At 74.9% G+C, this 18,267-nt stretch carries 14 protein-coding genes; 11 read left to right on the forward strand and 3 right to left on the reverse strand.

Annotated elements, in window-relative coordinates:
- Positions 1 to 16: 16 nt before the first annotated feature.
- Complete coding sequence (locus tag J5Y05_RS12810; protein WP_210871729.1) at positions 17 to 898, reverse strand: ParB N-terminal domain-containing protein; 882 nt, start codon at positions 896 to 898, stop codon at positions 17 to 19.
- Positions 899 to 1,134: 236 nt separating this feature from the next.
- Complete coding sequence (locus tag J5Y05_RS12815) at positions 1,135 to 1,755, reverse strand: restriction endonuclease (protein ID WP_307853885.1); 621 nt, start codon at positions 1,753 to 1,755, stop codon at positions 1,135 to 1,137.
- 359 nt (positions 1,756 to 2,114) lie between these two features.
- Between J5Y05_RS12815 and J5Y05_RS12820 the strand changes: the two genes are divergently transcribed.
- On the forward strand, positions 2,115 to 4,766 hold the full coding sequence (locus J5Y05_RS12820) for an ATP/GTP-binding protein (protein WP_247614620.1): 2,652 nt from the start codon (positions 2,115 to 2,117) through the stop codon (positions 4,764 to 4,766).
- A gap of 120 nt (positions 4,767 to 4,886) precedes the next feature.
- Here the strand turns inward: J5Y05_RS12820 and J5Y05_RS12825 are convergent, their stop codons facing one another.
- Complete coding sequence (locus J5Y05_RS12825) at positions 4,887 to 6,398, reverse strand: alpha/beta fold hydrolase (RefSeq protein ID WP_307853886.1); 1,512 nt, start codon at positions 6,396 to 6,398, stop codon at positions 4,887 to 4,889.
- Between the two features lie 145 nt (positions 6,399 to 6,543).
- Here J5Y05_RS12825 and J5Y05_RS12830 point away from each other — a divergent pair, with 145 nt between their 5' ends.
- The 10 genes from J5Y05_RS12830 to J5Y05_RS12875 all read left to right on the forward strand — a co-directional run bounded on the left by J5Y05_RS12830 (position 6,544) and on the right by J5Y05_RS12875 (position 18,239).
- Positions 6,544 to 7,800, forward strand: coding sequence for an ATP-grasp domain-containing protein (locus tag J5Y05_RS12830; protein ID WP_210871736.1), 1,257 nt, complete (start codon positions 6,544 to 6,546; stop codon positions 7,798 to 7,800).
- The gene (locus J5Y05_RS12835; RefSeq protein WP_307853887.1) at positions 7,797 to 8,789 is read left to right on the forward strand and encodes a hypothetical protein; all 993 of its coding nucleotides are present in this window, start codon (positions 7,797 to 7,799) and stop codon (positions 8,787 to 8,789) included. The genes J5Y05_RS12830 and J5Y05_RS12835 overlap by 4 nt, the downstream gene beginning before the upstream one ends.
- The gene (locus J5Y05_RS12840) at positions 8,786 to 9,883 is read left to right on the forward strand and encodes a PLP-dependent cysteine synthase family protein (protein WP_210871738.1); all 1,098 of its coding nucleotides are present in this window, start codon (positions 8,786 to 8,788) and stop codon (positions 9,881 to 9,883) included. The genes J5Y05_RS12835 and J5Y05_RS12840 overlap by 4 nt, the downstream gene beginning before the upstream one ends.
- Positions 9,880 to 10,935 carry a dipeptide epimerase gene (locus J5Y05_RS12845; RefSeq protein ID WP_210871740.1) on the forward strand — a complete coding sequence of 352 codons (1,056 nt, stop codon included), beginning with the start codon at positions 9,880 to 9,882 and terminating at the stop codon, positions 10,933 to 10,935. The genes J5Y05_RS12840 and J5Y05_RS12845 overlap by 4 nt, the downstream gene beginning before the upstream one ends.
- Entirely contained in the window at positions 10,932 to 12,191 is a 1,260-nt protein-coding gene (locus tag J5Y05_RS12850) for an MFS transporter (protein ID WP_210871742.1), read from the forward strand. Before J5Y05_RS12845 ends, J5Y05_RS12850 begins: the two co-directional genes overlap by 4 nt.
- An 89-nt stretch (positions 12,192 to 12,280) precedes the next feature.
- On the forward strand, positions 12,281 to 13,099 hold the full coding sequence (locus J5Y05_RS12855; RefSeq protein WP_210871745.1) for a class I SAM-dependent DNA methyltransferase: 819 nt from the start codon (positions 12,281 to 12,283) through the stop codon (positions 13,097 to 13,099).
- An 88-nt stretch (positions 13,100 to 13,187) separates the two neighbouring features.
- Positions 13,188 to 14,762, forward strand: coding sequence for an ABC transporter substrate-binding protein (locus tag J5Y05_RS12860; RefSeq protein WP_210871747.1), 1,575 nt, complete (start codon positions 13,188 to 13,190; stop codon positions 14,760 to 14,762).
- Positions 14,759 to 15,712: an ABC transporter permease gene (locus J5Y05_RS12865; protein WP_210871749.1), complete on the forward strand. Its 954-nt coding sequence runs from the start codon at positions 14,759 to 14,761 to the stop codon at positions 15,710 to 15,712. Before J5Y05_RS12860 ends, J5Y05_RS12865 begins: the two co-directional genes overlap by 4 nt.
- Complete coding sequence (locus J5Y05_RS12870; RefSeq protein WP_210871751.1) at positions 15,709 to 16,608, forward strand: ABC transporter permease; 900 nt, start codon at positions 15,709 to 15,711, stop codon at positions 16,606 to 16,608. Before J5Y05_RS12865 ends, J5Y05_RS12870 begins: the two co-directional genes overlap by 4 nt.
- A gap of 17 nt (positions 16,609 to 16,625) precedes the next feature.
- Positions 16,626 to 18,239, forward strand: coding sequence for an ABC transporter ATP-binding protein (locus J5Y05_RS12875; RefSeq protein WP_210871753.1), 1,614 nt, complete (start codon positions 16,626 to 16,628; stop codon positions 18,237 to 18,239).
- Positions 18,240 to 18,267 lie beyond the last annotated feature (28 nt).

Here is an 18,267-nt window from a genome sequence, read left to right on the forward strand (position 1 = left end):
AGCTGCCAACACATTCTTAACGGTCGAATTTCACCTCGATCGGCATCGGCATCTTCTCGCCCTTCCTCAAACGTCGGAGACGCAATTCACCAACCTTCCCCGGCTCGACCCAGGCATTCCATGCCTTGATATAGATTGACACCTGATCCCGCATTCCCATCCTGCGCCTAGAACCCCTCTTCGGCGCATCCCTCGGCACCTCTCTCAGAGCGAGCCTCGCATCGCCTGGATCTAGACTCGCACCCGACTTGAGACCTGAGATCCATTCGTCGATATCTGCGGCGGGCGCTACCTCAGTGGTCAAAAAGAAACCGACGGCCACCGCCGTCTGACTCGCGAACAAGTGCTTGGAAAGCTCACGACCAATGGTCACCGCCTCCTCGTACCTGTCTTTGTCCCCGTTGTATGCAGCCAGGATCTGGTCGTTTGACACGTAAGCCCGGGCACCACTCCAGGGATCGTTCGGCATCGTCTTGAAAAGAATCACGTGACGGATGGTGGAGGAAAGCAGTGGCAGGTACTTCGCACCGGTCGACAGCAGCGTATCCGCTGCACTCCGACGCTTCCCGGTGTCCAGAACCGGGAAAACATCTTTTGACAGACCGTCGAAAACGAGCATCTCTACAGGAGTGTCGGCCTCGATAATCGCATGGAGGCGATGCTGACCGTCGAGAAGTGCGCCGACCTCGTCGAAGGCAATCCCCTGGTGGGTCAACTTCCATTCGCCACGAATGATGGTGTCGGCCAGTGCACTCACGCGCCCCTTGTCCAGGCGTCTATTAACCGAAGCTCGAGACAGAAAAGTCCTGGCTATTTCAGGTGTCACCTTGGCGATTCGCGAAACCAGTTTCCCCTCAGGCTGCTCAGGCTCCTCAGGCTCGGCAAAAGCGATAGTCATCCCCTGATCCTAAGGTCACCGACACCTAGCTTCAGGCTTTTGATCGAAAATGGCGGCTTTTGATCACGAAATCACTATCTTGCCCCCATCAATGCCTGAATTTATATTCTCAGAAATAAGTTGATCTGTGACTTGCAGGCAGGACGCTGCACAGCGTGCGAGTTGACCTTGTTCCCGACAGGTTAGGGAACCGAGGGGCGCCGCTTCTGCCTCCTCGGCAGCGGTGTCTCCGCCATTCAGCGGGTGTGGTGGTGGGGGTCGCCCTGGCCGGTGCCGTTGAGTTCGGCGAGGGTCGTGAGGGGGGTGCCGTTGTTCCACAGGCCCAGGTGGTCGCGGTGGACGGCCAGGATGCCGTTCTGCACCGCGAACCGCTCGGAGGGCCCGCTGAACCGCGTGGTCGTTACGAACACGGCCACGTCGGCGCCGAAGTGCACCCTGGCGCCGAGGAGATCGCGCAGTTCGCGGCTGGCGATGGCGCTGGTCGGCCGGTACCGCTTGCACTGGATCACCATGGTCCGGCCGTCCGGGAGGCGGCCGACGACGTCGGCTCCGTTGTCGTGGGAGCCGCCGACCCGGCGCACCTCGGTACAGCCGTCGCGCCGGCACAGGTCCGCGACCAGTTCCTCGAACTCGGTGCCGGTCATCGCGTCCACCTCGGTCAGGGTCCTGCGCCCGGCGGCGATCAGGTCGGACCGCAGACGCCGGCGCTCCTGGGCACGGGCCAGACGGTCGGTGCGCCACAGCCACCAGCCCGCCGCGCCCGCGGCCCCCAGCAGGAGCGTCGCGGTGACGTACGGCCAGATCCGCGACCAGTACATCGTCAGGAGGAGGGCCGCGAGGGCCCCGGCCGCCGTCACGTGCTTCCGCCGGGCCGTGCTGCGGCGTCGGGCGGCGGCGCTCCGACCGCGCCGCGCGGCGGCCGTGGGCCTCCTGGTCGTGCGTCTCCTGGTCGTGGGCCGTGCGGCCATGGGCCTCGCCTCCCCCGTGGTGGTGCCGTACCGAAGTGTGGTCGGTCGCGCGGTGGACGAGGTAGGGGACCACTCCGGCCAGTGGCCGAATCGGACATCCTGGTCCGGCGGCTCAGCGCCGATGCCGCGCGACGGCGGGGCGGGCGGCCGGATGGGGCCTTGTCAGGGTGGGGGTGGGGGCGGGTAGATGGGGGTCGGTGAACGTGCGTGTCAGGGGGAGTGCGGTGGCGGGGCGGGATCTACGGACGTTGTTCGGCTCGAACGACCGGAGCATCGCGGCCGGGGAGGTGTTCACCAACCGGCAGGCACAGTGGCGGGCGGTGACGGCCGGTCTCGCCGAGCACCTGCGGTACGTGGGCGGGCCCGGCTTCGACGTGGAGGACCTGGAGGCCCCGCGCCGTAACGTCCTCGTCTTCCACGGCGTGGGCGGCATCGGCAAGTCCACGTTGTCCCGCACGATCGAGGCGTCGCTCACCGGCGGCGAGCGCCGTCCCGCGCAGTGGGCGTCGCCGTTCCACCCGGTGGAGCGGACGCTGCCGGTCCGTATCGATCTCGCGCGGGCCGCGGGCATGGACTTCGAACGCGTCGTCCTCACCATCCGCCTCGCCATCGCCTCGCTCGGGCGTCCGATGCCCGCCTTCGACCTGGCACTGCGCCGCTACTGGGAGCAGAACCACCCGGGCGAATCGATCGAGGAGCACCTGCGGCGGGGTGGGCTGCTGAGCCGTTTCAGCAGTGCCGCCGCCCTGCCCGACCAGATGCAGTCGGCCCTGGCGGACGTCGCGCAGGCCCTGCTGCTGCCCGGCACCGTCGGAACCGCGCTCGGGCAGGGCGTCGGGGTGCTCGTCACGGCGTTGCGGGAGCGGCGCCGGTCGGTGCGCGCGCTCGCCGGCTGCTCCCGCCTGGCAGATCTGCTGGAGGCCGAGCCCGACGTGGAGGCGCTGAGCTTCTACCCGCACCTGCTCGCCTGGGACCTCGCCCAACTCCCCCCTGACAAAAGGGTGGTGCCCGTGATCCTGCTGGACACCTTCGAGGACACCGGCGACCGCACCCACCGCGACGTGGAGCGGCTCCTCCAGCGCGTCGTCTGGCTCATGCCGAACGCCTTCTTCGTCGTCACCGGGCGCAACCGCCTCCAGTGGGCGGAACCGAGCCTGGAAGGGCAGCTCGACTGGACCGGGCCGGACGCCTGGCCCGGCCTCGCCCCGGACACCCCGTCCACCCGGCCGGGCGGGGCCGACGGGGCCGGCGGGCAGATCCTCATCGGGGACTTCTCGCCCGAGGACTGCGAGGACTACCTCGCCCGTCGGCTCCGGCACGGCGGGCAGCCGCTGATCGAGGCGCCGATCCGCCGGACCATCGCCGAGCGTTCCCACGGGCTGCCGCTCCACCTGGACCTGTCCGTCATGCGCTACCTGGAGCTGCGGCGCCGCGGCAGACAGCCCCGGGTCACCGACTTCGACCACGCCTTCCCGGCGCTGATCACGCGTACCCTCGGCGATCTGACCACCGGGGAACGCCACGTCCTGCGCTCGGTCAGCCTGCTCAGCTCCTTCTCCGTGCCGCTGGCCACCCGGGCGGCCGGCATGCCGCAGGACGCGCCCGCGCTGCGGCTGGCCGAGCGGCCCTTCATCCGGCAGTCCGACTCCGGCGTGTGGCCCTTCCACGTGCACGACCTGATCCGCGACGCCATCCGGCACGCGGACGACAGCAGTGACGACCGCTGGTCACCACGGGACTGGCAGCGCGCGGCCCACCGCGCCTTCGACGCCCTCGGCGCGGAGTGGCGCGAGGACCGACGGGGCGACCGTGCCGTCCTGGTCGGCTGCCTGCGCCAAGGGCTGCTCCTCGCCCGTGACTTCGGTCTCGGCCTCGACTGGCTCGGCGACGCGGCCTTCCGGTACGTGGACGACTCGATCTGGGAGCCCCTGACGCTCCCCGCGCCCGGTGGCGGCGGCACGGAGGGACTGCGGACCGCCGCGGACGCCCTCGTGGAGACGCTCGGCGCCATCGCCCGTCGCCAGCACGAGCACCGCGAGCGCACCGCCGCCCGGCTCTCCGCCGTCCTCGGCTCGGGGCTGCTCCCCGAAAACCTGGTCGAACTGGCCGCGTACTACCTGGCGAAGGCGCAGCGCGACCTCGGGCTGACCGACTCCTCGCGCCGCGGCATGCGGCGGGTCGCGGAGGCCGACGGCCGGCTCGCCTCCTCCGCCCGCCGGGGCCTGGCGCATCTGAGCCGTCTCTCCGGTGACTTCCCGGCCGCGGTGGAGGCCGCGGGGCGGCTGGGCTGGGAGGGGCGGCACCACCGGGTCCTGGGGGACGTGTGGTGGGTGCAGGGCGACATGGACCGGGCCACCGCCGCCTACCGGGCGGGCCGCGACGAGGCCGAGGAACACGGCGCGGCCGGCGAGAGGGCGATGGTCCAGGCGCACCTCGCCTTCGCCGCCGCCTTCACCGACCCCGTGCAGGCAGGCGCCGAACTCGATTTGGCGCAGGTGCTGTTGGCGCCGCTCAGTCTGCGCTCCAGTGAGATGACCGCCCGGATCGGCGTCCTGGTCCGCGACGCCGGGGCGGACGCGGACCTGCCCCGCCGGGCGGCCGTCCTGCGGACCGAGATCGATGTCTCCGGCATCGCGTACGCCGCCGCGAAGCTCCAGTTGGCGCTCTGCTTCCACCACGCCGTGCTCGACGCCCCGGAGGACCTCGCCCCCGCCCTCGCCCGCCTGCGCGACCTCACCCACGGCGACTACGCCTACTACGTCGAGATCGCCCACCACATGGCCGGACTCCCGCTCCCCGAAGGCGCCGTACGGGCCCGGTGGATCGACGGGGAGGAGCGGACCCGCGAGCGGTGGCGGGAACTCGTCCTGGCACGGCGACGGCGTCTGCGGGTGGGGTGAGCGTGTTCCGGCGGCGGGGCCGGGGTCTTCTCTCCCGTTGCCGGTCTGACGATCCGGGCAGTCCGTCGGACACGGTGATGGTCAGACCGGGGTGACGAGAGACGCCGGTGCCGCCCGTGCTCAGTCGACCGACGGCAGTCCCGGGCCGGGGCAGTGGGTCGTTGGGGGTGGGAGGGTGCCGGTGGTCAGGTAGGTGGCGGTCGGGGTGTCGACGCAGGGGGCGCCGCGGCTGGCGAAGACGCCGTGGGAGTGGTCGTCGTCGAGGGTGATGAGGCGGGAGCCGGGCAGGAGGGCGCGCAGGGCGTGGGCGCCCCGCACCGGCGTCACCGGGTCGTGGGCCGAGGCGACCAGCAGCACGGGTGGCGCCGCCGGACTGCCCAGCGGCGTACGGGTGGTGGGCCGGTGCTGCCAGTAGGCGCAGGACGCCGCCTCCAGGCCGGTCAGCAGGGGCCGGGCGTCCAGGCGGCGCAGGGCGCGCACGTCGGCCAGGACGCGGCCCGGGGTGGGGGCGGGGGAGTCGGCGCACTTGACGGCGCGGTTGGCGGCCTCGTAGGTGCGGGTGGCGGGGTCGTCGGAGCCGGCCTCGGGGCGCAGGCCGCCGGGGTCGCCGTCGCGCAGGTAGGCGCGGAGTCCGTCGGCCAGGCCCGCCCAGCGTTCGGTGCGGCCCAGGGCGCGGTAGACGGCGCGGTCGAACTCGGCGGGGCCGACGCCCTCGGCGGGGCGGTCGGCGAGGCGGGCCCGCGCGTCCAGGTAGGCGCGGCGCACCGCCGCCCGGTCGGCGCCGAGCCCGAAGCGGTCCGGATGGGCCGCCGCCCAGGCGAAGAACGTGTCCCGCGCCTCCAGCAGCGCCCTGCTCTGGATCACGTCGAAGTCGTGCCAGTCCCACGGGCCGACCACGCTGTCCAGCACCATCCGGCCGGTGCGGTGCGGGAACGCGGCGACATAGGCCGCGCCGAGGTACGTGCCGTAGGAGACGCCGAGGAAGTGCGTGCGCGGTTCGCCGAGGGCGGCGCGTAGCGCGTCCATGTCGCGGACGGTCTGCTCGGTCGACAGGTACGGCAGCGCCTCGCCCGTGCCCGCCGCGCAGTCGTCGGCCAGCGCGCGCAGGGAGGACAGGTACGCCCCTTCCGCCGCCGGTCCGGCCGGGACCGGGTCGGGTGCGGGGACGTCGAAGAGGCCGCCCATCGGGCCGCAGTCGGCCGGCGCGCTCGCTCCGGTGCCGCGCGGGTCGAAGCCGACGACGTCGTAGGCGCGGCGCACGCTCTCGGGGAGCCTGGCGCGCTTGGTGACCGCGTAGGGCACCCCGGAGCCGCCCGGTCCGCCCGGGTTGACCAGCAGCGCGCCGCGCCGCTCGGCGGGGGTGCCGGAGGCCGGTACGCGGGAGACGGCCACCTCGATACGGCGGCCGTGCGGGCGGTTCCAGTCGAGGGGCACGCTCAGCCGTCCGCACTCCACCCGGTCCGGGGCCGGGGGGCGGGGGACGGAGGCGGGGCAGGCGGCGAAGCGCAGCGGGGGGACCTCGGCGGCGGGGGCGGTGATCGCCTTCCCAGGCGGTGGCGCGGGTGGCGGGGCCGGGGGCGGGAGGGCCGTCGTCGCGGCCAGGGCGCACAGCAGCGTGGTGGAGCGGAACACGGGCGGTCTCCGAAGTGTCTCGACAAGGGACTGGAAGATGAAAATGATTATCGCTACTGTGTCGATGCGCAAGGCCCGGCCCCCTCCCCCCGAGGGCGCTCCGGGCTGCCCTGACATCCGAACCTCCGGCACGTAAAGGGGAGTTGTGGCGCATCTGCTGATGGTCGAGAGCTGGGTCGGGTCGATGGGCAGACTTCTGCCACGGGCCGTCCGGGAAGGCGGGCACGAGTTCACGTTCCTCACCCGCGACCCGCACCACTACCTCCGCGAGGCCCCCGAGGGGACCGCCCACCCGCTGCTCGGCGCCCGCAACATCGTCACCGCCGACACCAACGACCCCACGTCCCTGCTGCCTTACGCGGAGAAGCTGCACACCGCCCTCGGCTTCGACGGCGTGCTCACCTCCTGCGACTACTACCTGCCGGTCGCCGCCCGCGTCGCCGAACGGCTCGGCCTGCCCGGCGCTCCCCCCGAGGCGGTCGCCGCCGCCTGCCGCAAGGACGTCACCCGCCGCGTCCTCGCCGCCGCCGGGGTGCCCGGACCGCGCCACGCCGTGCACGAGGAACGGCACCGGCTCGCCGCCGCCGCACGGGAGATCGGCTATCCGCTGGTCGTCAAGCCGGTCGACCTGTGCGCCGGGATGTTCGTCCGCCGCGTGGACGACGAACGGCAACTGCACGACGCCCTCGACGCCTTGGCCGGATTCCCGGTCAACGCCCGCGGCCAGCGCCGGGACCCCGCCGTACTGCTGGAGGAACTGCTCGACGGGCCCGAGGTGAGCGTCGAGACGGTGTCCTCGGCGGGCACGGTCCACGTGGTCGGCGTGACCGACAAGAGCCTCGGCGGGGCGCCCGCGTTCATCGAGACCGGGCACATGTTCCCCGCCGACCTCCCGTCCGCCGACGCCGAGGCCGCCGGGCGGACCGCCCGGGACGCGCTCACCGCGCTCGGCCTCGTGGACGGCGTCGTGGCCCACACCGAGATCCGGCTGACCGCCGCCGGCCCCCGCGTCGTCGAGGTCAACCCCCGGCCCGCCGGGAACCGCATCACCGAGCTGGTCCGCCGGGTGACCGGCGTCGACCTCGCCGCCGCCTTCGTCGACGTCTCCCTCGGCCGCGCCCCCGGCCTGGGGCGCCGGGAGACCGGGCTGCGCAGCGCCGCCATCGGCTTCCTCGTGCCGGAGACCTCGGGCACCCTGCGCGCGCTCGACGGCGACCGGCTCCGCGACGCCCCCGGCGTACTGGAGGCGCAGTGGGCCGAACCGGGCCGCGCCGTGCGCGCCGCGGGCAGCAACAACGAGTACCTCGGGCACGTCATGGCCGGGGACGCCGAGGGTCCGGGCGCCCGCGCCCGCGTCGAGGCGCTGCTCGCCGAGGTACGCGCCGGGCTGGTGATCCGGTGACCTTCCCCGCCCGGCCCGCGACCGGCACACCCGGCGGCACCGACTCCGCCGACTCCGCCGACTCCCCCGGTGCCCTCACCACGTCCAGCACCCCCGACACCACCCCCGACACCCCCACCCCCGACGCCGTCGACTCCCTCACCGCCCGTGTCCTCGCCGGGGCGTTCGGGCCCGATCCCGCCGGGCTGCGGGTCTCCGTGGCCTTCACCACGCGGCAGGCCGTCCGGCACGAGGGGCGCGGCACCGGGTACCGCAACGAGGTCCTGAGCCTGCGCCTCGCCGAGGCCGTCGGCTCCTGTGCCGTCGAGCCGGGGACGCTCCACGACACCGCGGTCGAGGAGTGCGCGGGCGCCGGTGTGGCCGGGCTGCTGGAGCATCCGCTGCGGCCGGTGCGCGTGGCCGCGCTCGACGCCTACCTCGCGCACGTGGTCCCGCACGCCCCGGACAACGGCGCCCGCCCCTTCCCGCTGCCCGCCGGGACCTCCCTGGAGCGGTCCCGGACCCGGGCACGCGCCGTGGTCGACCTGCTCGACCTGGCGCCGGGCTCCCGCGTCCTGGTGGTCGGCGTCGTCAACTCACTGCTGGAGGCGCTGCGTTCACGCGGGCTGGGGTACGTGCCCTGCGACCTCAAGGGCGGGTCGACCGAGTGGGGCGAGCCGGTCGTGACGGACGCGCTCGCCTCGGCGGGGCGCTGCGCCGCGCTGCTGGTGTCCGGGATGACCCTGGGCAACGGCACCTTCGAGCCGCTGCGGCGGCACGCGCTGCGGTACGGGAAGCCGCTGGTGATGTTCGCGCAGAGCGGCAGCGCCGTCCTGCCCCGGCTGCTGGGCGAGGGGGTGAGCGCGGTGTGCGCGGAACCGTACCCCTTCTTCTGGCTCGACGGCGGCCCCGGCGTCCTCCACCGCTACGCCGCCCCCACCAGCAACCCCGCCGGCACCACCGGCCCGTCCACCACCGCCCCCACCCCCACCCCCGAGGCCCTCCGATGAGCGCCACCGCCCTGCGCCCCGTCGCCCGGCCGGAGTTGCTGGAACTGCTCGGTGGCACGCCGCTGGTCCGGGTCACCGCCGATCTGCCCGGACCGCACCCCGGTTTCTGGGCCAAGCTGGAGGGGCTGGCGGCCGGGGGCATGAAGGCGCGGGCCGCCGTGTCGATGCTGTCCGGCGCCCGGGAACGGGGCGAACTGCTGCCCGGCGCCCCCGTGGTGGAGTCCACCTCCGGCACCCTCGGCATCGGGCTCGCCTTCGCCGGACAGGCCCTCGGCCACCCCGTCGTCCTGGTCGGTGACCGCGAACTGGAGCCGTCCATGCGGCGGTTGCTGGGCTCCCACGGGGTCCGGCTGGAGATCGTGGAGCGTCCGGCGCCCCGGGGCGGCTGGCAGGCGGCGCGGCTGGAACGGCTGCGGGAACTCCTCGCCGTCCTGCCCGGCGCGTACTGGCCGGACCAGTACAACAACCCCGACAACACGGCCGGTTACGCCTCCCTCGCCGCCGAACTCATCGACCGGCTCGACCACCTGGACGTCCTGGTGTGCAGTGTCGGTACCGGCGGGCACAGCGCGGGCGTGATCGGCCCGCTGCGGCGGCGCTGGCCGGCGCTGCGCCTGATCGGCGTCGACGCGGCCGGGTCCACCATCTTCGGGCAGCCCGCCCGGCCCCGGCTGATGCGCGGCCTCGGCAGCAGCATCCATCCGCGCAACGTCGCCTACGACGCCTTCGACGAGGTCCACTGGATCGGCCCGGCCGAGGCCGTGGACACCTGCCGCCGGCTGGCCCGGGGCAGCTTCGTCAGCGGCGGCTGGAGCACCGGCGCCGCCGCCCGCGTCGCCGCCTGGGCCGCCCGGGTCCGGCCCGGCGCGGTCGTCGCCGCCGTCTTCCCCGACGGTCCGCACCGCTACCTCGGCACCGTCTACGACGACGGTTTCACCGCCGCCCACGACCTCGACCCCGCCACCGCGGCCACCCGCCCCGTCCGCGTCCCGCACCCCCGCGCGGCCGAGTCCGCCGGCTGGGCACGCTGCACCCGCGTACGGGACCCGCTGACGGCCGTACGCCCTCCGGAAAGGACCCGGAACACCCTGTGAAGGCCCGTCTGCGCACCGTGCGCCTCGCCCTCGCCGAGCCGCTGCGCATCTCCCGCTCCACCCTGACCGCCCGCGACGCCGTGTGGCTCTCCGTCGAGCACGACGGCGCCGGCGGACACGGCGAGGCCGTCAGCAGCGTCTACCACGCCCTGCCCACCGGCGAGTTGGAGCGGCGCCTCGCCGCCGTCGGCGCCGGCCTCGCCCGCTTCCCCGATCCGGAAACCGCCCTGGAGGCCCTGCGGGAGGGCCGCGTCCCGGGCGCCGGGACCGGCACCCCGCCGGCGGTGACGGCCGCCGCCGAGGCCGCCCTGCTCGACCTGGCCGGACAGCGCGCCGGCCTGCCCGTGCACCAACTGCTCGGCATCACGGAGCCGCCCGTCGCGGCCACCGCCCGCACCCTCGGCATCACCGGCCCGGCCCAAGCCGCCGACCTGGCCCGGCGGCTCGCGGAGAGCGGCTTCCGCGTCCTCAAGGTCAAGGCCGGCTCCCCCGACCCCGAGGACGACCTCGAACGCGTCCGCGTGATCCGCGACGCCGCCCCGGCCGCCCGGCTGCTCCTCGACCCCAACGGCGCCTGGACCCCGGCGCGGGCGGCGGCCCTGCTGCCCCGCTTCGCGGAGCTGGGTGTCGAGGCGGTCGAGCAGCCCATCGCCCCCGGCGATCCGGAGCAACTGGCCGCGCTGGCACGCCGTTCGCCGCTGCCGGTCATCGCGGACGAGGACGCCGTCGGCCTCGACGACGTACGCCGGCTCGCCGGACGCGTCCACGGCGTCAACGTCAAGCTCGCCAAGTGCGGCGGCGTCCACGCGGCCCTGCGCATCGCCGAGGCGGTCGCCGGCAGCGGTACGGAGGTGATGCTGGGCTGCCTCACCGCGAGCAGCCTCGGCCTCGCTCCCGCCGTGCACCTCGCGGGCCGGGCCCGCTGGACCGACCTGGACGGGCACCTGCTGCTCGCCCACGACCCGTGGACCGGCATCGGCGGCGAGGACGGCACCGTACGGGCGGGTCCCCGGCCCGGACTGGGCGTCGCCGAGAGGGGGGCGCGGCCGTGAGGATCTGGCGCGAGACACTCCGCTTCCCGCTCGCCGTCCGGCTGCTGCTGGTCAACCAGTTCGGCGTCAACACCGGCTTCTACCTGCTCATCCCCTATCTCGCCACGCACCTCGGCGAGGACCTCGGCATGTCGGCGGCCGTCGTCGGCATCGTCCTCGGCGTGCGCAACCTGAGCCAGCAGGGGCTGTTCGTCATCGGCGGCTCCGCCTCCGACCGGCTCGGCGCGCGGGGCGTGATCATCGCCGGCTGCGCGCTGCGCACCGTCGGGTTCGCGCTCTTCGCGCTCGGCGACGGACTGGCGGTGCTGCTCGCCGCCTCGGTGCTCAGCGGCTTCGCCGGGGCGCTGTTCAATCCGGCCGTGCGCGCCTACCTGGCGCAGGAGGCCGAAGGGCGCGGGGCGGAGGCGTTCGCGCTGTTCAACGTGTTCGCCACGGCCGGGGCGCTGGTCGGCCCGCTGCTCGGCAGCGCCCTGCTCCTGGTCGACTTCCGCACCTCCGCGCTGACCGCCGCCGGGATCTTCGCGGTGCTCACCGTCGCGCAGGCGCTGGTGCTGCCGGCCCGGGACGTGGCGCCGAGCGGCGGCACGGTCCTCGCGGACTGGCGCGAGGTCCTGCGCAACCGGGCCTTCGTCGCCTTCGCGCTGGCCATGGTCGGCATGTTCACCCTGGAGAACCAGCTCTACCTGCTGCTTCCCGACGGCGCCCGGCGGGCCACCGGCTGGGACGGCGCGGCCGGGCTGGTGTTCCTCGTCGGCACGCTCGCCAACCTCACCCTGCAACTGCGCATCACGCGCGCCCTGAAGCGGCGGGGCGAACGGGCCCGGTGGATCGCGGCGGGCCTCGGCCTGATGGCGGTGGCCTTCCTGCCGCCGGCCCTCGTCGGGGGCGGCTCCGGCGGACCGGACGGGTGGGCCGGCGCGGTGCTGCGCGCCCTGCCCGTCCTGGTCTGCGCCCTGCTGCTCTACCTGGGCGTGATGGTGGCCCAGCCGTTCGTGCTGGAGCTGATCCCCGGCTTCGGCCGCCCGGAGCTGACCGGCACGTACTTCGGCTTCTTCTACGTCGTCTCCGGCATCGCCGCCGCCGTCGGCAACACCCTCGTGGGCTGGGCCATGGACGCCGGTGGGCGGGACGCCGGCCGGCTGCCGTGGGTGTGCTGCGTCCTGTTCGGGCTGGTCTCCGCGCTGGGCGTGGCCTGGCTGCACCGGCTGGGTTCGCTGCCGGCCCGGGAGCGGGCGAGCGTGCCGGCCCCGGCGTGAGAGGGCCCCGCGCGCCCAGGCCGGTCCCCGCCGCCCTTCCCACCCCCATCCCCCATCCCCCGACCCCCCGATCCCCGAGAGGAGCGCCCATGCCCTCCCCCGCCGCGCCCGGTCCGCGCAACCTGCTCACCGACCGCCCCGAGCTGTACGAGGCCCGGTTCCCCGACCCCGGCCGGCTGGCCGCCCGGTGGACCGAGGACGTCCTGCGCCGCCACGGGGCCGGGCCCCGGGTCCTGGACCTCGGCTGCGGCACCGGCCGCGACGCCGCCCACCTGCACGCCGCCGGCCGCACGGTGACCGGCGCCGACGTGTCCGAGGCGATGCTCGCGTACGCCCGCGCACACCACCCCGGGCCCCGCCACGTCCACGCCGACCTGCGCGGATTCGACCTGGGCCAGGGGGAGTTCGACGCGGTGACGTGCCTGGACAGCGCCCTGCTGTACTGCCACACCAACGAGCAGCTCGACGCGTTCCTCGCCTCCTGCCGCCGGGCCCTGTCCCCCGGCGGGCTGCTGGTCGCGGAGATGCGCAACGGCGCCTACTTCCTCGGCCGCACCGACCTGCTGGAGGCGCCCAAGGTCGCCGGGTTCGCCTGGGGCGGCACCACGTACCGGTCCACCACCACGCTCACCGTGGACCGCACCGCCCAGCTCCTGCGCCGGACCCGCCGGTGGACCGCCGACGACGGGTCGGCGCCGGTCGAACAGCACTCCGCGTGGCGGCTGGTGTTCCCGCAGGAGCTGCGGCACCTGCTCGCGTCGCACGGCTTCGACGTCCTCGAACTCCACGACGGACCCGGCCCGCGCACCGACCCGCCCTGGTCCGAGGACGGACCGCCGCCCGGCCGCGCCACCGACGCCGACCGCCTCCACCTGGTGGCCCGCCACCCCGGCCCCACGACCCCCTGACCCCCTCCACACCCGCCCCCGCTCACCGCCGCCCCGTCCCCCACCGCCCGGCGCCCCCGTCCGTCCGCCCACCACCGTGAGGAACCCCATGCCCGACACCCCCTTCCCCGCCCTGCGCCGGCGCGGCTTCCTGGCCGCGGCCGGTGCCGCCTCCCTCGGCGGCCTCGCCCTCACCGGCTGCGGCACCGGCACCGACGCCGACGCCGAGGCCGGGGGCGGCTCCGCGCCGAAGCGGGGCGGGCGGCTGCGCGCCGCGTTCGCCGGCGGCGGGGCGAGCGAGACCCTCGACCCGCACCTCGCCAACCTCTTCGCCGACGTCGCCCGCGCCAAGGCCCTCTTCGACAAGCTCGCCGACTACGGCGCCGACCTCTCCGCGCAGCCCCGCCTCGCCTCCGCCTGGGAGCCGAACGCGGCCCTGGACCGCTGGCACGTCACCCTGCGCGAGGCCGACTTCCACGACGGCCGGCCCGTCACCGCCGAGGACGTCCTGTACAGCTACCGCCGTATCGCCGACCCGGACAAGGCGTTCCGCGCCAAGGCGTCCCTGGAGCCCATCGACCTGGCGGCCAGCCGCGCCACGGGCGCCCGCTCGCTGGAGTTCGTACTGAAGCGGCCCACGGCCGAATTCCCCAACGTACTGGCCTCGTTCGGGGCGTACATCGTGCCGGAGGGCGCCGGGGACTTCGACCGGAAGCCGGTCGGCTCGGGCCCCTTCCGGTTCGTCTCCTTCGCCCCCGGCCGCTCGGCCGTCCTGCGCCGCAACGACGCGTACTGGGACGGCGCCCCGCACCTGGACGAGCTGGAGTTCGTCGTCGCCAACGAGGAGTCGGCCCGCGTCAACGCGCTCCTGGGCGGACAGGTCGAGTACGCCCACGAGCTGAACCCGACCACCGCCCGCGCCCACGAGGACGGCGGCCGGATCAGCATCGTGCGGCTGCGCAACAGCGCCATGCAGGCGTTCTGCATGAAGACCGACCGGCCGCCCTTCGACGACGCCCGCGTCCGGCAGGCGTTCTTCCTCATCGCCGACCGCCAGGAACTCGTCGACGGCGCGCTGGCCGGCGCCGGGGTGATCGGCAACGACCTCTTCGGCAAGGGGTACGAGTACTACGCCGGCACCCTCCCCCAGCGCACCCGCGACCTCGACCGGGCCCGCGCCCTGCTCAAGGAGGCCGGCGCCGAGAAGCTGAAGGTCACCCTCGACACCTCCGCCGTCGCCGCCGGTTTCACCGAGGCCGCGGCCGTCTTCCGCGACCAGGCGCGCGAGGCGGGGGTCACCGTCGAGATCCGGATGGGCAGCAAGGACTCCTACTGGAGCGACATCCTCGACAGCGGCACCCTGTGCTGTTACCGCTCGGGCGCCATGCCCATCGAGGCCCACCTCTCCCAGCGGCTGCTGACCGACTCCACCACCAACGCCACCGGGTGGCGGCACGCCGACTTCGACGCGCTGTACCGGCAGGCCCAGTCCACCCGCGACCGGGCCGAACGCGGCGCCGTCTACGAGCGGATGCAGCGCCGCCTCCACACCGAGGGCGGCTTCCTGGTGTGGGGGTTCGCCGACTGGATCGTCGGCACCGCCCGTTCGGTGCGCGGGGTCGACGCGAAGGCACCGGCCAACACGCTGGACTGGGCCCGGTTCGACAAGGTCTGGCTGGCGTGAGCGGAGTGCGCCGCTTCGTCGCCCGGCGGCTGCTGCTCGGCGCCGCGCAGACCGTGGCCGTGGTGCTGCTGATCTTCGCGCTCACCGAGGCGCTGCCGGGCGACGCCGCCGTCGCCCTCGCCGGGGACCAGCCCGACCCGGCCCGCATCGAGGCGATCCGGGCCGCGCTGCGCCTGGACCGGCCGGCGCACGAGCGGTTCGCCGACTGGGCGCTGGGCCTGCTCCACGGCGACCTCGGCACGTCCCTGACCTCGGGTCGCCCGGTCGCCCGCTACCTCGCCGACGGCTTCGGGCCGACGCTGGTGCCGGCCGCGCTCACCGTGGCCCTGCTGGTGCCGGCCGGCTTCGGCCTCGGCATCCTCGCCGCGCGCCACGAGGGCCGCACGGCCGACCGGCTGATCAGCTCCGTGACGCTCGCGGTGTACGCGGTCCCGGAGTTCGCGCTCGGGGTGCTGCTGGTGACCGTCCTCGCGCTGAGGCTGGGGTGGCTGCCGCCGACCGCCGTCGGCCACGGCACCGACCTGCTCGCCGACCCGTCCGTGCTGGTGCTGCCGGTGCTGGTGCTGCTCTCCCGCCCGGTCTGCTCGCTGGCCCGCCTGGTGCGCGCGGGCATGATCGACGCGCTGGCCTCCCCTTACGTGGCGCAGGCCCGCCGCTACGGCCTCTCCGGCGCCCGCGTCCGCTACGCCCACGCCCTGCCGGCGGCGCTGGCCCCGGCCGCGCAGCAACTGGCCCGTACCGTCGACTGGTTGCTGAGCGGCGTCATCGTCGTGGAGGCGCTGTTCGTGATCCCGGGGCTGGGCACCGTCCTGCTGGACGCGGTCGCGGAGCGCGACGTGCCGGTGGTGCAGGGGCTCGCCGTGGTGTTCGGGGTGCTGACGGTCGTGCTGAACCTGGGCGCCGACCTCGTCGCCCACCGTCTCGCGCCCCGGGCGGGGGTGGCGGCGTGAGGGGCCGCCGGGGCCGTTTCGCCCTCGGCGCGGCGCTGGTCGCCGTGCCGCTCGCCCTCGCCCTGCTGGGGCCGCTGCTGGCCGGGGAACCGGGGCCGCGGTCACCGTCGTTCACCGTCGGCGGCGGCCACCCGCTCGGCAGCGACTTCGTCGGCCGGGACGTGGTGCGGCAGGTGCTGCTGGGCGGGCGTCCGGTGGTGCTGACCGCGCTCGCCGCGACCGCCCTCGCCTATCTGGTGGCGCTCCCGGTGGGCCTGGCCGCCGCGCTCACCCACCGGCGCGGGCTGGAGGAGCTGCTGATGCGCCCGCTGGACGTGCTGCTCGCGGTGCCGTCGCTGCTGCTGATCCTGCTGGTGGCCACGGTGTTCTCGCCCGGTGCGGTGGGGCTGGCCGCGCTGGTGGCGCTGGTCAACGTGCCCGACGCGGCCCGCCTGGTGCGCGCCGCGGGTGCGGAGGCCGCCGCCCGGCCGGCGGTGGAGGCGTTGCGGATGCAGGGCGAGAGCTGGGCGCGCATCGCCTTCGGCTACGTGGGCCGCTCGGCGCTGCGCACCCTGGTCGCCGACGCCGGGACCCGGCTCACCGGGGTGCTGTACCTGGTGGCGACGGCCGCCTTCCTGGGCGTGGGGGTCGCCCCGGACGCCGCCGACTGGGCGGTCATGGTCGACCGCAACCGCACCGGCCTGTTCGTGCAGCCGTGGGCCGTGGTCGTCCCGGCGGTGCTGATCGTGGCCCTGACGACGGGGACGAACCTCCTCTTCGACGCCGCGCTGGACTCCGGCGGCGCCCGGGACCGTGACCGCCCCGGCCCGAGGCGGCGCCGCCTCCGCCGCACCGGCCCGCCCGGCGGCCGTACGGCGCGGAAGCGGGCGACCGCCGGAAGGGAGACCCCCGCGTGAAGAACGGAGACCCCCGTATGAAGAACAGGGAGTGGGCAGAGGCGAAGGACGAGGAGCCCGTGCCCGACGACCCCGCAAGCGCCCCCGCCCCCGTCGCCGAGGTCCGTGACCTGCGCGTCGAGGTCGGCGGCACCGTGCTCGTCGACGGGGTGAACCTCACGGCGCGGCCCGGCCGGGTCACCGCCCTGGTCGGCACCTCGGGCAGCGGCAAGACCACCACCGGCCTCGCCCTGCTCGGCACGTACCCGCCCGGCGCCCGCGTCAGCGGCGAGGTGCGGATCGCGGCCGACGGGCCGGTCGGCTACGTCCCCCAGCATCCGGCCTCGGTCCTCAACCCGGCCCGCCGCGTCTCCGCCCTGCTGACGGACATCGCCCGCCTCCGGCTCGGCCGGCTCCCCCGCGCCCGGCGCCGGGCCGCGGTGGCGCGGGAGGTCCGCCGGGCCCTGGCCGAGGCGCAGCTCCCGGACGCGGACACGGTGCTGCGCCGCTTTCCCCACCAGCTCTCCGGCGGACAGCAGCAGCGGGTGGTGCTCGCCCAGGCCCTGTTGCTCGGCGCCCGCGTCGTCGTCGCCGACGAGCCCACCACCGGCCAGGACGCCCTGACCAAGGCTCGGGTCACCGAGCGGCTGGCGGCGCTCGCGGCGCGCGGCATCGCGGTCGTCCTGCTCAGCCACGATCTGGACGTCGTCCGGGCGCTCGCCGACGATCTGGTCGTGCTGCGGGAGGGGCGCGTCGTCGAATCGGGCCCGGCGCACCGGCTGTGGAGCGCGCCCCGGCACCCGTGGACCCGCGCGCTCCTCGCCGACCGGGCCGCGTCCGACGCCCCGGACCCCGCGCCGAAGACCGGACCGGCGGCCTTGCGGGTCCGGGGGCTGACCGCCCGGCACCGCGACGGCGGGCGCGGCACCGCCGAGGTGCTGCGCGTCCCGGAACTCGACCTGCGCGCGGGCGAGTGCCTGGCCGTCCTCGGCCGCTCCGGCAGCGGCAAGACCACCCTCGGCCGCTGTCTGGCCGGACTCCACCGCGACCACTCGGGGCAGATCCTGCTCGACGGCGTGCCGCTGCCGCGCAGCCTGCGCGACCGCGACCGGAGTGCGCTCGCGGCCGTGCAGTACGTCTTCCAGGACGCGCGCGCCGCCTTCGACGAGCACCGGCCCGTCCTCGGCCAGGTCGCCCGCACCGCCGTCCGGCTGCGCGGTGTCCCGGCGGACACGGCGGCCCGGGAGGCCCTGGACACCCTGACCGGCCTCGGTCTCGCCGAGACCCTGGCGCACCGGCGCCCGGGACAGCTCTCCGGGGGCGAACTCCAGCGCGCGGCCCTGGCGCGCGCCCTGCTGGCCCGGCCGCGCGTCCTGGTCTGCGACGAGATCACCTCCGGGCTGGACCCGGTGACCCGCCGGGGCATCCTCGGCGTCCTGTCCACCCTGCTCCGCGAGCGGGACGACCTGGCCCTCGTCCTGATCACGCACGATCTGGAGTCGCTGGCTCCGGCCCACCGGATCGCCGTGCTGGACGCCGGGGAGGTGGTCGAGGAGGGGCCGGCGGAGCGCGTACTGAGGGCCCCTCGCCATCCGTTCACCTCGGCGCTGCTGCGGACCCGGGACCGGCTCGGGGCACCTTCGGGTTCGTAGCCCCTCGCTCATGGGTAGTCACTCACCG

Origin of the sequence: Streptomyces tagetis (genome assembly GCF_018069565.1) — a bacterium.
GTDB classification, from domain to species: domain Bacteria; phylum Actinomycetota; class Actinomycetes; order Streptomycetales; family Streptomycetaceae; genus Streptomyces; species Streptomyces tagetis.

Excerpts from the sequence above, each read along its gene's own strand:
- J5Y05_RS12860 (WP_210871747.1), top strand. The coding sequence starts at position 13,188 with ATGCCCGACACCCCCTTCCCCGCCCTGCGCCGGCGCGGCTTCCTGGCC.
- J5Y05_RS12840 (WP_210871738.1), top strand. The coding sequence starts at position 8,786 with ATGAGCGCCACCGCCCTGCGCCCCGTCGCCCGGCCGGAGTTGCTGGAA.
- J5Y05_RS12810 (WP_210871729.1), bottom strand. The coding sequence starts at position 898 with ATGACTATCGCTTTTGCCGAGCCTGAGGAGCCTGAGCAGCCTGAGGGG.
- J5Y05_RS12855 (WP_210871745.1), top strand. The coding sequence starts at position 12,281 with ATGCCCTCCCCCGCCGCGCCCGGTCCGCGCAACCTGCTCACCGACCGC.
- J5Y05_RS12875 (WP_210871753.1), top strand. The coding sequence starts at position 16,626 with ATGAAGAACAGGGAGTGGGCAGAGGCGAAGGACGAGGAGCCCGTGCCC.